The 12192-nt window shown below is 68.4% G+C and carries 14 protein-coding genes; 3 read left to right on the plus strand and 11 right to left on the minus strand.

What is annotated here, in order from left to right:
- Nucleotide 1: 1 nt before the first annotated feature.
- The 7 genes from secF to ACFVJ3_RS27715 form a co-directional block, all read right to left on the minus strand.
- Nucleotides 2–1234 carry a protein translocase subunit SecF gene (secF, locus tag ACFVJ3_RS27685; RefSeq protein ID WP_378455107.1) on the minus strand — a complete coding sequence of 411 codons (1233 nt, stop codon included), beginning with the start codon at nt 1232–1234 and terminating at the stop codon, nt 2–4.
- Complete coding sequence (secD, locus tag ACFVJ3_RS27690; RefSeq protein ID WP_378455108.1) at nt 1231–2883, minus strand: protein translocase subunit SecD; 1653 nt, start codon at nt 2881–2883, stop codon at nt 1231–1233. The genes secF and secD overlap by 4 nt, the downstream gene beginning before the upstream one ends.
- 144 nt (nt 2884–3027) lie before the next feature.
- The gene (yajC, locus tag ACFVJ3_RS27695) at nt 3028–3405 is read right to left on the minus strand and encodes a preprotein translocase subunit YajC (protein WP_378455109.1); all 378 of its coding nucleotides are present in this window, start codon (nt 3403–3405) and stop codon (nt 3028–3030) included.
- A gap of 136 nt (nt 3406–3541) precedes the next feature.
- Nucleotides 3542–4639 (minus strand): Holliday junction branch migration DNA helicase RuvB, encoded by a 1098-nt coding sequence (ruvB, locus tag ACFVJ3_RS27700; RefSeq protein WP_378455110.1) that lies wholly within the window; start codon nt 4637–4639, stop codon nt 3542–3544.
- Nucleotides 4636–5238, minus strand: coding sequence for a Holliday junction branch migration protein RuvA (gene ruvA, locus ACFVJ3_RS27705; RefSeq protein WP_378455111.1), 603 nt, complete (start codon nt 5236–5238; stop codon nt 4636–4638). The genes ruvB and ruvA overlap by 4 nt, the downstream gene beginning before the upstream one ends.
- Nucleotides 5235–5804, minus strand: coding sequence for a crossover junction endodeoxyribonuclease RuvC (gene ruvC / locus ACFVJ3_RS27710; protein WP_378455112.1), 570 nt, complete (start codon nt 5802–5804; stop codon nt 5235–5237). Before ruvC ends, ruvA begins: the two co-directional genes overlap by 4 nt.
- 135 nt (nt 5805–5939) lie before the next feature.
- Nucleotides 5940–6692, minus strand: coding sequence for a YebC/PmpR family DNA-binding transcriptional regulator (locus ACFVJ3_RS27715; RefSeq protein ID WP_378455113.1), 753 nt, complete (start codon nt 6690–6692; stop codon nt 5940–5942).
- Between the two features lie 144 nt (nt 6693–6836).
- Between ACFVJ3_RS27715 and ACFVJ3_RS27720 the strand changes: the two genes are divergently transcribed.
- Entirely contained in the window at nt 6837–7193 is a 357-nt protein-coding gene (locus ACFVJ3_RS27720; protein ID WP_378455114.1) for a GntR family transcriptional regulator, read from the plus strand.
- Nucleotides 7190–8110: a hypothetical protein gene (locus ACFVJ3_RS27725; protein WP_378455115.1), complete on the plus strand. Its 921-nt coding sequence runs from the start codon at nt 7190–7192 to the stop codon at nt 8108–8110. Before ACFVJ3_RS27720 ends, ACFVJ3_RS27725 begins: the two co-directional genes overlap by 4 nt.
- Here the strand turns inward: ACFVJ3_RS27725 and pdxT are convergent.
- Nucleotides 8107–8715: a pyridoxal 5'-phosphate synthase glutaminase subunit PdxT gene (gene pdxT, locus ACFVJ3_RS27730; RefSeq protein ID WP_317760938.1), complete on the minus strand. Its 609-nt coding sequence runs from the start codon at nt 8713–8715 to the stop codon at nt 8107–8109. The genes ACFVJ3_RS27725 and pdxT overlap by 4 nt on opposite strands.
- Complete coding sequence (locus ACFVJ3_RS27735; RefSeq protein ID WP_378455116.1) at nt 8712–9566, minus strand: acyl-CoA thioesterase; 855 nt, start codon at nt 9564–9566, stop codon at nt 8712–8714. Before ACFVJ3_RS27735 ends, pdxT begins: the two co-directional genes overlap by 4 nt.
- Nucleotides 9567–9622: 56 nt before the next feature.
- Between ACFVJ3_RS27735 and ACFVJ3_RS27740 the strand changes: the two genes are divergently transcribed.
- The gene (locus tag ACFVJ3_RS27740) at nt 9623–10246 is read left to right on the plus strand and encodes a hypothetical protein (protein WP_378455117.1); all 624 of its coding nucleotides are present in this window, start codon (nt 9623–9625) and stop codon (nt 10244–10246) included.
- Between the two features lie 6 nt (nt 10247–10252).
- Here the strand turns inward: ACFVJ3_RS27740 and ACFVJ3_RS27745 are convergent, their stop codons facing one another.
- Nucleotides 10253–11074, minus strand: coding sequence for an acyl-CoA thioesterase II (locus tag ACFVJ3_RS27745; protein WP_009480128.1), 822 nt, complete (start codon nt 11072–11074; stop codon nt 10253–10255).
- Between the two features lie 151 nt (nt 11075–11225).
- A complete protein-coding gene (gene pdxS / locus ACFVJ3_RS27750; RefSeq protein WP_378455118.1) occupies nt 11226–12173 on the minus strand; it encodes a pyridoxal 5'-phosphate synthase lyase subunit PdxS in 948 nt (315 codons plus the stop codon).
- Nucleotides 12174–12192 lie beyond the last annotated feature (19 nt).

Consider the following 12192-nt stretch of genomic DNA (forward strand, 5'->3'; position numbering starts at 1 on the left):
GTCAGTGCCTCTTCTTGTTGCGCTTCCCGGTGGGACGTGAGCCCGGAGTGGGTGCGGTCGCCGCCGACCGACGGCGCGGGACGGCGGCGTCCGTCGTGGACGCTGCGACCTCGGCAGCCGGGGTGCCGGCCTTCTGCGCACCGCCCTGTGCCAGGGTCGCTCGGCGAGCGAGGACCTTGCGCGTGTGCGCGGCCACCGGACCCCACCGCTCCTTCAGCGTCACGAGCAGGGGTGTCGCGAAGAAGATCGACGAGTAGGCGCCGACGATGATGCCGACGAGCTGCACAAGCGCCAGGTCCTTCAGCGTTCCGACACCGAGCATCCAGACGGCGACCACCATCAGCGCGAGCACCGGCAACACGCTGATCAGGGTGGTGTTGATGGACCGCATCAGGGTCTGGTTGATCGCCAGGTTCGCCTGCTCGGCGTAGGTGCGACGGGTCAGGTGCAGAATCCCGCGCGTGTTCTCCTCGACCTTGTCGAACACCACCACCGAGTCGTAGAGCGAGAAACCGAGAATCGTCAGCAGTCCGATGACGGTCGCCGGGGTTACCTCGAAGCCGACCAGCGAATACACACCGGCGGTGACGGCGATGTCGAAGAACAGCGCGACGATCGCGGCGATCGCCATGTCGCGCTCGAACCGGACGCCGATGTACACGCTCACGATCACCAGGAACACAAGCAGCGCGATCAGCGCCTTCTGGGTGATCTGCCCGCCCCACGTCTCGCTGACGTCGGCCACGCTGATCACGTTTTTGCTGACGTTGCCGTCACTGTCCTTCGGCTGGAACTCGTCGTACAACGCGTCCTGCAGCGTCACCACCTGGGCCGCGTCGAGTGCCTCGGAGCGGATCTGCACGGTCGCGCTCGAACCCGAGCCCACCGTCTGCACCGAGACGGGGTCCATGCCCAGCGCCTGGGAGTAGACGTCCTCCACCTGCGAGGTCTCCACCCCGCCGCCGGCGGGGAACTGGATCCGCGATCCACCCTCGAAGTCGATGCCGAGGGTGAACCCGCGGACGAGGATGCTCAGCAACGAGATCAGCACGATCGTGCCGGTCAGGATGTAATAGAAGCGGCGGCGCCCGATGATCTCGAAGGCGCCGGTTCCGGTGTACAGGCGGGACAGCAGGCTGTGCTGGGGCATCGACGCCTGGTTGACGCCCGAATCGGACAGCGAAGACTCGGGGTCCGCCTGCGACGCAGACTGGGACTTGGTCGATTCGCTCATACTCGTGACTCCTTCGCCGACGCTGCGGCAGCCTTGCGTTCCTTGGCGATCTGCTGCACGGCACCCAGCCCGTTGACACCGGGCTTCGACCAGAACGGCGACTTCGAGGCCAGGTGGACCAGCGGCCACGTCACCAGGAACACCACGACGACATCGAGGATGGTGGTCAGGCCGAGGGTGAATGCGAACCCACGCACCTGGCCGACCGCGAGGATGTACAGCACCGCCGCGGCGATGAAGCTGACCGCGTTACCGGACAGGATGGTCCGGCGCGCACGGGCCCAGCCGCGCGGAACCGCGGACCGGAAACTGCGTCCCTCTCTCATCTCGTCCTTGATTCTCTCGAAGAACACCACGAACGAGTCGGCGGTCATACCGATACCGATGATCAGACCGGCGATGCCCGCGAGGTCGAGGGTGAAATTGATGTACCGGCCGAGCAGCACCATGATCGCGTAGACCATCACCCCGGACAGCACCAGCGACAGCGCCGTGAGCACTCCGAGCATGCGGTAGTAGAGCAGGCAGTAGAGCAGCACCAGGACCAGACCCACCAGACCGGCGATGAGACCGGCCTGCAGCGAGGCGAGACCCAGCGTCGCCGACACGGTCTCCGCCTCCGACGCCGCGAACGAGAGCGGCAGCGAGCCGTATTTCAGGGTGTTCGCCAGTTCCTTCGCGCTGTCCGCGGTGAACGAGCCGGTGATCGATGTCGAGCTGCCTGCCGGCGTCGCACCCTGCACGACCGGTGCGCTCACCACCTTGGAGTCGAGCGTGAACGCGGCCTGCTTGCCGATGTTCTGCGACGTGAATGTGGCCCAGGTGTTGCTGCCCTCGGACTTGAACGTCAGGCTCACTTCGTGCCGCGACTGCTGGGAGTTGTAGCCGGACGTCGCGTCGGCGATCTCCTGTCCGTCGATGATCGCCGGTTCGAGGAGGTACACGGCCTGACCGTCGGTGGAGCACGCGACGAGCGGCAGGGCCGGGTCGTCGTTGCCGCGCAGCGGGTCGGGCACCCCGCAGTCGAGCGTCGCCATCGCCTGCTGCTGCACGGCCGGGTCGGTGCTCTGACGCGTGGCCCGCGCTGCCGCGATCTCGTCGGCCGCCTCACCGGTCTCGGTGCCGGATGCGTCGGCGGGCGCCGGCTCCGCCGTCGGGGCCGGCTCGGGAGAGGTGGACGGATCCTGAGCCGGGAACGGCCGGTTCTGGGGCGCGGGAGTCTGGGCCGGCGTCTCACCGGCGGCGGGTGCCTGCGTGCCGGCAGCGGCCGCCGCCTGGGACGTCTGGACGGGACGGACGTACAACCGCGCCGTCTGGCCGAGCGAACGCGCCTGTGCGCTGTCGTCGCCGGGGACGGTGATCACGAGGTTGTCGCCGTCGATGACCACCTCGGAGCCGGACACGCCGAGTCCGTTCACACGGGTCTCGATGATCTCCTGGGCCTGCCGCAGGCTGTCCGGCGTCGGCTTGCTGCCGTCCGGGGTGCGTGCGGTGAGGGTGACTCGGGTCCCACCTTGCAGGTCGATGCCCAGCTTGGGTGTCGCGGACTTGTCGCCGGTGAAGAACACCAGGGCATACAGAACCGCCACGAGCACCGCGAAAACGGTGAGGTAGCGGACGGGATGCACCGATCCTGTGGAAGGTGCCACGATCTCTATGTCTCCTCAGTACGTGCAGTTCGGGTGGGAACGTTCACAGCACACCGGACCGGCAGACGCAGGGCTGTGCCCCGGTTGCCGCGCCCGCGGCGCCTGCGACGCGACGGCTGCGCGGTTACGCCGCGGAAGCGTCGATCAATCCTTGTTCAGCCGCGGCGTGGTGTCGCCGCCGTTCTCACGATCCTCGCGCACGATGTCGGTGGCGGGGGCCTCGGCGTCGATCGACTCGTGGTCGATGGAACCGTCACCCTGCAGCGGGGCGTCGACGATCTGCTCGCGAATGACGAGACGCGACCACGTGGTGACCACGCCGGGAGCGATCTCGAGCTCGATCGTCTCGTCGCCGAGTGCGACGACGGTGCCGTGCAGACCGGCCGTCGTGAGGATGCGGTCGCCGACCGAGAGCGAGTCCTGCAGAGCGGTCACCTTGGCCGCCTCCTTCTTCTGTCGGCGGATCCCCAGGAACATGGGGACGAGCAGCGCCAGAATCAGGAGCGGGAAGAGAAAATCCATCTGTAAGTCAACCTCGAGGTATGTCGCACGGTCCGAAGCACTGGTCCCGGTTGGACCGATGCAATACACCAGTGTGCCATCACCGGCCCGGACACCGGTTCGGTCGGCATGAGGCGGGCGTTTCTCCGGGGGTAGATCAGGGGCCTTGCGGATCGAACAGGGAGGCCTGCGGCTCGTTGACGCGGACCTCGATTCCGCCGGTCACAGCGTCGGGCGGCGGGGTGAGGCCCAGTTGCGTCCACGCGGCGGCCGTGGCGACACGGCCGCGGGGTGTCCGGGCGATCATTCCGGCGCGGACGAGGAAGGGCTCACAGACCTCCTCGACGGTGGCGGGCTCCTCACCCACCGCGACGGCCAGGGTGGACACCCCGACGGGGCCGCCGCCGAAGCTGCGCACGAGGGCACTGAGAACGGACCGGTCGAGGCGGTCGAGACCCAGCTGGTCGACGTCGTAGACGGCGAGGGCCGCGTGGGCGATCTCGCGGGTGACGACGCCGTCCGCCCGGACCTCGGCGTAATCGCGGACACGGCGGAGGAGACGGTTCGCGATGCGGGGGGTGCCCCGGGACCGGCTCGCGATCTCGGCGCCCGCATCCTCGCCGATTTGCACCCCGAGAATGCCTGCCGATCGCATGAGGATCTGCTGCAGTTCCGCGGGTTCGTAGAAGTCCATGTGGGCGGTGAACCCGAACCGGTCGCGCAGCGGCCCGGTGAGCGCCCCCGAGCGGGTAGTGGCCCCGACCAGGGTGAACGGCGCGACCTCGAGGGGAATGGACGTGGCGCCGGGGCCCTTGCCGACCACGACGTCGACCCGGAAGTCCTCCATCGCGAGGTAGAGCATCTCTTCGGCCGGCCGGGCGATGCGGTGGATCTCGTCGATGAACAGCACGTCGCCTTCGACGAGATTGCTCAGCATGGCGGCTAGGTCGCCGGCCCGTTCCAGCGCCGGACCCGAGGTCAGCCTCAGCGAGGAGCCCAGTTCGGCGGCGATGATCATCGCCATGCTGGTCTTCCCCAGCCCGGGCGGACCCGAGAGAAGGATGTGGTCGGGGGTGCCGCCGCGCATCTTGGCGCCGGTCAGGACGAGCTGCAACTGCTCCCGGACCCGCGGTTGCCCTATGAAGTCGTGGAGGTTCTTCGGCCGCAGGCTGGCCTCGATGTCGCCGTCGCCGGCGACGAGATCGGCCGAGACCGGGGACTCCTCGTCGTACTCGCCGCCGGGTTCGGGATTCATCTGGTCTTCCCCAGCAGGGAGAGAGCGGAGCGCAGCGCAGACGAGGTAGTCGACTCGGGCGCCTCGGCGAGGACGGAGTCGGTGGCCTGTTCGGCCTGCTTGGCCGGGAATCCGAGCCCGACGAGGGCTTCGACGATCTGGTCGCGGACCGATCCGCCGCCGCCCGTACCGAGCGGCACCGCCCCGGACGTGGACGCGACGGCGTCGACCTTGTCGCGCAGTTCGACGACCATCCGCTCCGCGCCGCGCTTGCCGATGCCCGGCACCCGCGTGAGTGCCGTGACGTTGCCCTCGGCCAGTGCCGCCCGCAACGCGTCGGGTTCGAGGACGGCGAGGGTCGCCATCGCCAGGCGCGGACCGACGCCCGACACCGTCTGGAGCAGCCCGAACAACTCTTTGGACTCCGAATCGGGGAACCCGTACAGCGTCATCGAGTCCTCGCGGACGATCATCGCCGTGACCAGCCGGGCCTCGGTTCCCCGCTGCAGTCCGCCGAGGGTGGCCGGCGTCGCGTTCACGCGGTAGCCCACTCCCGCGGATTCGATCACCGCATGGTCGAGGGCGATCTCGAGCACCTCGCCGCGGACGGACGCGATCATCGTGTACCTGCCTTCTTCACTTCGGCCAGTCGGGCCTGGTAGCGACGTTTGTGTTCGGCGGCCGCGGCTTCGGCGCGGGCCATGCGTTCGATCATCGGCGCCCGCCAGCAATGGCAGATCGCCAGTGCCAGCGCGTCCGCCGCGTCGGCCGGTTTGGGTGCGGCCGCCAGTTTGAGGATGCGCGTCACCATCGCCGTCACCTGAGCCTTGTCTGCCGAGCCACTCCCGGTGACGGCGGCCTTGACCTCACTGGGGGTATGGAAACACACGGGGATGCCGCGGCGCGCGGCGGCGAGGGCGACGACCCCACCCGCCTGCGCGGTGCCCATCGCGGTGCGCACGTTGTGCTGGGAGAACACCCGCTCGATCGCCACGACGTCGGGCCTGTGCAGATCGATCCACGATTCGGCTGCCTCGGAGATCCGCAGCAGCCTCGACGACAACTCGAGGTCTGCCGGGGTTCGGACCACGTCGACGGCGACCGGGATGACGGTGCGGCCGCCGCCGCCGTCCACCACTCCGAATCCGCAGCGGGTCAGACCGGGATCCACACCCAGCACACGCACGCAAAGCCACCTCTCCCACGCCGAACAGCTGTTCGATAGCTTAGCCGTGGGGTCGGACGAGTCGGCGCATCAACACGCAGGACGAGGCGGGGCGGGCGAGCACCGCTCCCCCGCCCCGCGCCGTGCGTCGGGCGATCAGTCGTCGAGCTCCGCGAGCACCTCATCGGACAGGTCGACGTTGGTGTAGACGTTCTGGACGTCGTCGGACTCCTCGAGTGCGTCGACGAGCTTGAACACCTTGCGTGCTCCGTCGGCATCGACCGGGACCTCGACGGACGCGCGGAAGTCGGCCTCGGCGGAGTCGTAGTCGATTCCCGCCTCCTGCAGTGCGCTGCGGACGGCGACGAGGTCGGTGGGTTCGCTCACGATCTCGAACGTGTCGCCGAGGTCGGTGACCTCTTCGGCACCCGCATCGAGGACCGCCATCAGCACGTCGTCCTCGGACTGGTCACCCTTCTCCAGGGTGACGACGCCCTTGCGCGTGAACAGGTAGGACACGGAGCCCGGGTCGGCCATGTTGCCGCCGTTGCGGGTCATCGCGGTACGCACTTCACTGGCCGCGCGGTTGCGGTTGTCGGTCAGGCACTCGATGAGGACGGCGACCCCGTTGGGTCCATAGCCCTCGTACATGATGGTCTGCCAGTCGGCGCCGCCCGCTTCTTCACCGGCGCCGCGCTTGCGGGCCCGCTCGATGTTGTCGTTGGGGACCGACGTCTTCTTGGCCTTCTGGATCGCGTCGTACAGGGTGGGATTTCCCGCAGGATCGCCACCGCCGGTACGGGCCGCCACCTCGATGTTCTTGATCAGCTTCGCGAAGGCCTTGCCACGCTTGGCATCGATCACAGCCTTCTTGTGCTTGGTGGTGGCCCATTTGGAGTGGCCGCTCATGCGATTCAAGCCCCTTTCCTGCTGCCTTTGGCACGCCGAATGCGCGGTTTCAGCTCTGACGATGTTACCTGCAGCCCGGCCGCCCCTGCGCGTTCCCGGGGTAACAACTCGCATAAGTCGCCATTGTTTGCATAGAATGCAAACATGTTGATGCGGGTCGACCACAGCTCCACCACCTCGCTGGGTGAACAGATCGCCGCAAATGTGCGCGGCGCGTTCCTGCGCGGCGAGATCGGCGCGGGCGATCGGCTCCCCTCCGCCCGGGCGCTGGCCGAGTCCATCGACGTCAACCTCCACACCGTGCTGCGCGCGTACGCCGCGCTGCGCGACGAGGGCCTGATCGACCTCCGCCGGGGCCGGGGCGCGGTCATCCGCACCGACACGGACCCGGTACACACCGGATTAACCGAAGCCGCACGCGCTTTCGTGTCCGAGGCACGACGCCTCGGGCTCGACACCGAACAGATGCTCGACGTGATCAAGGAGACCACCAGACAATGACGACCTCCCGCACGCGCCTCCTCGCCGCAACCTCCGCTGTACCCGTCCTCGCGCTCGTCTTCGCGAGACTCGCCTGGAGCGGCGAACTGCCGCCGGTGGTGGCCAGCCACTGGTCCGGCACCGAACCCGACCGATTCAGCGACACGACCACCTACTTCTGGATCGCTTTCGCCGTCTGCGCTGCCGCCACCGCGATCGCCGGCGTCGTGGCGGCACAGGCCCGCACCGACGCCGCGCTCTGGCTTCCCGCCACCGTTCTCACCGGGTGGACGGTGGCCACGGCCTGGATCGTCAGCGTCGCCGCCACGATCGCGGCAGGCTCGCCCGAAGCGGCAACCCTGGGCTGGTGGATCGTCGTTCCCCTCCTGGGAATCCTGTGGGCCATCGCCACGTTCGCCCTGCTCCCCCGGACGTCGCACTCCACGGAGAACGGGGCAGCGCCGACGCTGCCCGTCCCCCTGAGGCCCGGCGAGCGCGCAGCCTGGACCGGACATACCCGCGGGCGGTGGGCGGGTGTGCTCGCTCTCGCCATGGCCGTGGTCGCCGTCGTCTCCGCGCTGATGGGAGCACTCTCGCTCGCCGTCCTGTTCCTCGTCCTGGCGATCGCCGGCGGCGGCTTCGCCTCGGTGACCGTGCAGATCGACCGCACGGGACTGACTCTCTCGTCGTGGAACGTCCGCTGGCGGAAGATCCCGCTCGACTCCATCGACGACGCCCGGGTCACCGAGATCCGCCCCGCAGAATGGGGCGGCTGGGGCTACCGCTTCACGCCGCGCGGGACCGCGGTCGTGATCCGCGCCGGCGAAGGGATCGTGCTGACCCGCACCGGCGGCCGCCCGTTCGCGGTCACCGTCGACGGCGCCGCGCAGGGTGCAGCGCTCCTCAACTCACTCGTCGCACCCCGTCCGGCGAGCTAGACCCCGCGGACGATGTCGACGAACAACTCGTGCACCCGCCGGTCCCCCGTCACCTCCGGGTGGAACGACGTGGCCACCACGGAGCCCTGCCGGACGGCCACGATCCGTCCGGCGGCCGCGCCACCCGACTCGGGCACGCGGGCAAGAACCTGGACGTCGTCGCCGACGCGCTCCACCCACGGAGCCCGGATGAACACGGCCCGCATCGGGTCGCCGACGATGCCCTCGAAATCGAGGTCGGACTCGAAGGAGTCGACCTGACGACCGAAGGCGTTGCGGCGCACGGTCATGTCGATCGCACCGAGGTGCTGTGCGTCGGGCCTGGTGTCGAGGATCTCGCTCGCGAGGAGGATCATCCCGGCGCAGGACCCGTAGGCGGGCAACCCGTCGTGCAGGCGCGCCTTCAGCGGCTCGAGCAGTTCGAAGATCTGCAGCAGCTTGCTCATCGTCGTCGACTCGCCGCCCGGGATGACGAGGCCGTCGATCTTCTCGAGCTCCTCGGGGCGGCGGATTCCGACTGCGTCGGCACCCGAATCATTGAGTGCAGCAAGATGTTCACGGACGTCGCCCTGCAGGGCGAGTACTCCGACGAGGGGACGGGTCATGCCATGTTTCCTGTCTCGATGTCGCGCTTGTCCTGATCGCGCTGGATGCGGGTCAACCCCTCCTGTACGACGGCGGCGACCATGGTGCCGTTCCGGTCGAACATGCGGCCCTGGGTGAGGGCGCGGCCGAAGCCGGCGGAGGGTGAGGTCTGGTCGTAGAGCAGCCACTCGTCGGCGCGGAACGGGCGCATGAACCACATGGCGTGATCGAGCGACGCCGTCTGCGTGACCACTCCCGGGTGCGGGACCTTCGACGCGCCGAGGAGCGTCATGTCACTGAGGTAGGCGAGAGTGCAGATGTGGAAGACCTGATCGTCCGGCAGCTTGCTGCGGTACCGCATCCACACCCGTTGCTGCGCGGCGATTCCGGGAGACTTCCCGGTGGAGCCGGCCGGAACGATACGGACGTCCCATTCCTTCCACTCCCGGTAGAGATCGGTGGCGGCGAACTCCTCGAGGGTCTGTGCGTCGACGAGCGCTTCGGGCGCGGGGACGGACGGCATCGTGTCCTGATGCTCGATGCCCTCGTCCTCGGTGTGGAACGACGCCGACATGGTGAAGATCGCCTTGCCGTCCTGGATTCCGGTGACGCGCCGCGTGCAGAAGGACCGGCCGTCCCGGATCCGGTCGACCAGGTACACGGTGGGTTTCAGCGGATTTCCGGGGCGCAGAAAGTACCCGTGCAGGGAATGGACCTTGAATGCCTCGTCGACGGTACGGACCGCGGAGACCAGCGACTGACCCGCGACCTGCCCACCGAAAGTCCTCGTCAGAACAGACGGATGAACCGCGCCACGGAAGATGTCCTTCTCCAGCGCTTCGAGTTCGAGAACGTCCTCGATGCTCGCCATGAGCCCTCCTTCTGTGCCTGGTCAAGGTTATCCGCCCGGTTCGGGCTCGAGGCACGATGGGTGCCATGACGATGTTCACACCGACGAGCCCGGACGGTCTCGTCGCCCTCGTCTCCGAACGCTGCCTCGCCGTTCACGGCACCGCCGTCGTCGCGATCGACGCTCCCGACGGCGCGGACCCCCTGCCCCTCGCGGACGCGGTGTGCGTGTCGCTGCGGGAGCAGGGCCGCCCGTGTGACGTCGTGTCGCTCCACGACTACGTCCGGCCCGCCTCCCTGCGGTTCGAGCACGGACGCGACGACGAACTCAGCTACCGCACCCTCTGGTTCGACTACGACGCCCTGAACCGGGAGGTGGTGCGGTCGGTCCGCACCGACCGCCGGTGGTTGCCGCGCCTGTGGGACGAGGACGAGGATCGCTCCGCCCGCTGCGCCCGCGTTCCCGCGGCCGACGGTCAGGTGCTTCTCGTCACCGGCCCGATGCTGCTCGGCCGGGACCTCGACTTCGACGTGACCGTGCAACTCCATCTGGGCGAAGGAGCCCTGCTACGCCGCACCCCGGCCGATCAACGATGGACCGTGCCCGCCCTGCTGCGCCGTGCCGCCGACGTCACGGCCGAACCCGACCTGCTGGTGCGGTACGACCATCCGCCGAGGCCTGCGGTCCGTTCGAGCCGCTGAGCCCGCTCACGTCGTGCGCAGGAACCGGGTCAGTCCTTCCTGCACGACGGCAGCGACCAGGTTGCCCTTCCGGTCGAAGATCCGGCCCTGCGCGAGCGCCCGACCGAAACCGGCGGACGGCGACGTCTGGTCGTACAGCAGCCATTCGTCGGCCCGGAACGGCCGCAGGAACCACAGCGCGTGATCGAGTGAGGCACCGTTGATCTCGACACCGGGGTGCGGGGTCATGGCGGAACCGATCAGCGTCATGTCGCTCATGTAGGCCAGGGCGCAGACGTGGAAGACGGGGTCGTCGGGCAGCGTCTTGCGGGACCGGAACCACGCCTGTTGCTGGGCGGCCGCGCCGCGTCGGCGGTCGACCTCGCCGTGACCGACCATCCGGATGTCCCAGTCGGACCATTCCTGGGCGAGCCAGGCGATCTCCGGGTCGTCGGAGTCACTGGCGAACGGCAGCGTATCGGGCGGCGGGACCACGGGCATCTCGTCCTGGTGCTCGATGCCCTCGTCCTCGACCTGGAACGACGCCGACATCGTGAAAATGGCCTGACCGTCCTGGACGGCGCTGACCCGTCTGGTGACGAACGACCGACCGTCCCGGATGCGGTCCACGAGGTACACGATCGGCATCGTGGGGTTTCCGGGGCGGAGGAAGTACCCGTGCAGGGAATGCACCATGAAGCGGGGGTCGACCGTGCGGACCGCCGCCACCAGCGCCTGACCGGCCACCTGCCCACCGAACGTGCGGGGAAGCATGGTCTCGGTCGCTATGCCTCGGAAGATGTTCTCCTCGAGGCGTTCCACTTCCAGGATCTCTTCGATCGTCGCCATCCACGGCCCCTTCCGATGCTCGTCCGCTGACACTCTCACACGCGTCCCGCGCACCGCACCGCGCGAGGCCCGGGTCGGGGCCTCGCGCGGTGCGAACGGAAGCGGTGCGGCGCCGGGGGTGCCGCGATCGATCACAGATCGTTTGCGGGGATCACCAGCCGCGTTCGGCGAGCCGGTGCGGGACGGGGATGTCGTCGACGTTGATCCCGACCATCGCCTCACCCAGACCGCGGGACACCTTCGCCAGCACGTCCGGGTCGTCGAAGAACGTGGTCGCCTTCACGATCGCCGCGGCCCGCTCCGCCGGGTTACCGGACTTGAAGATCCCCGACCCGACGAACACACCCTCCGCACCGAGCTGCATCATCATCGCCGCATCCGCCGGGGTCGCGATGCCACCGGCGGTGAACATCGTGACCGGCAACTTCCCGGCCTTGGCGACCTCGACGACCAGGTCGTACGGGGCCTGCAGCTCCTTCGCCGCCACATACAGCTCGTCCTCGCTCAGCGACGTCAACCGGCGGATCTCCCCACCGATCGTGCGCATGTGCGTGGTCGCATTGGACACGTCGCCGGTGCCGGCCTCACCCTTGGACCGGATCATCGCCGCACCCTCGGTGATCCGGCGCAGCGCCTCACCGAGGTTGGTCGCACCACAGACGAACGGGATGGTGAACTTCCACTTGTCGATGTGATTGGTGTAGTCGGCGGGGGTGAGGACCTCGGACTCGTCGATGTAGTCGACACCGAGGGACTGCAGGATCTGCGCCTCCACGAAGTGCCCGATCCGGGCCTTGGCCATCACCGGGATGGAGACGGCGGAGATGATGCCGTCGATCATGTCCGGATCGCTCATCCGGGACACCCCACCCTGCGCGCGGATGTCCGCGGGCACCCGCTCGAGCGCCATCACCGCGACCGCACCGGCGTCCTCGGCGATCTTCGCCTGGTCGGGGGTGACGACGTCCATGATGACCCCGCCCTTCAACATCTCGGCCATGCCACGCTTGACGCGTGCCGTACCGGTGGTGGGGGTGGTGTCGGGGGTGCTCACAGCGAACTCCTGGGTTGTGGCGTGGATTGACTTCGATAGCGGCATGCGTGAGCGACGACGTTCA

This window comes from Rhodococcus sp. NPDC127593 (assembly GCF_042671975.1).
In the GTDB taxonomy this organism is placed as follows: domain Bacteria; phylum Actinomycetota; class Actinomycetes; order Mycobacteriales; family Mycobacteriaceae; genus Rhodococcus_F.

Bases quoted from the DNA above. Each gene is read 5' to 3' on its own strand.
- secF (WP_378455107.1), bottom strand. From the start codon at position 1,234: ATGAGCGAATCGACCAAGTCCCAGTCTGCGTCGCAGGCGGACCCCGAG.
- yajC (WP_378455109.1), bottom strand. From the start codon at position 3,405: ATGGATTTTCTCTTCCCGCTCCTGATTCTGGCGCTGCTCGTCCCCATG.
- ruvB (WP_378455110.1), bottom strand. From the start codon at position 4,639: ATGAATCCCGAACCCGGCGGCGAGTACGACGAGGAGTCCCCGGTCTCG.
- ruvA (WP_378455111.1), bottom strand. From the start codon at position 5,238: ATGATCGCGTCCGTCCGCGGCGAGGTGCTCGAGATCGCCCTCGACCAT.
- ACFVJ3_RS27715 (WP_378455113.1), bottom strand. From the start codon at position 6,692: ATGAGCGGCCACTCCAAATGGGCCACCACCAAGCACAAGAAGGCTGTG.
- ACFVJ3_RS27720 (WP_378455114.1), top strand. From the start codon at position 6,837: ATGTTGATGCGGGTCGACCACAGCTCCACCACCTCGCTGGGTGAACAG.
- ACFVJ3_RS27725 (WP_378455115.1), top strand. From the start codon at position 7,190: ATGACGACCTCCCGCACGCGCCTCCTCGCCGCAACCTCCGCTGTACCC.
- pdxT (WP_317760938.1), bottom strand. From the start codon at position 8,715: ATGACCCGTCCCCTCGTCGGAGTACTCGCCCTGCAGGGCGACGTCCGT.
- ACFVJ3_RS27735 (WP_378455116.1), bottom strand. From the start codon at position 9,566: ATGGCGAGCATCGAGGACGTTCTCGAACTCGAAGCGCTGGAGAAGGAC.
- ACFVJ3_RS27740 (WP_378455117.1), top strand. From the start codon at position 9,623: ATGGGTGCCATGACGATGTTCACACCGACGAGCCCGGACGGTCTCGTC.
- ACFVJ3_RS27745 (WP_009480128.1), bottom strand. From the start codon at position 11,074: ATGGCGACGATCGAAGAGATCCTGGAAGTGGAACGCCTCGAGGAGAAC.
- pdxS (WP_378455118.1), bottom strand. From the start codon at position 12,173: ATGCCGCTATCGAAGTCAATCCACGCCACAACCCAGGAGTTCGCTGTG.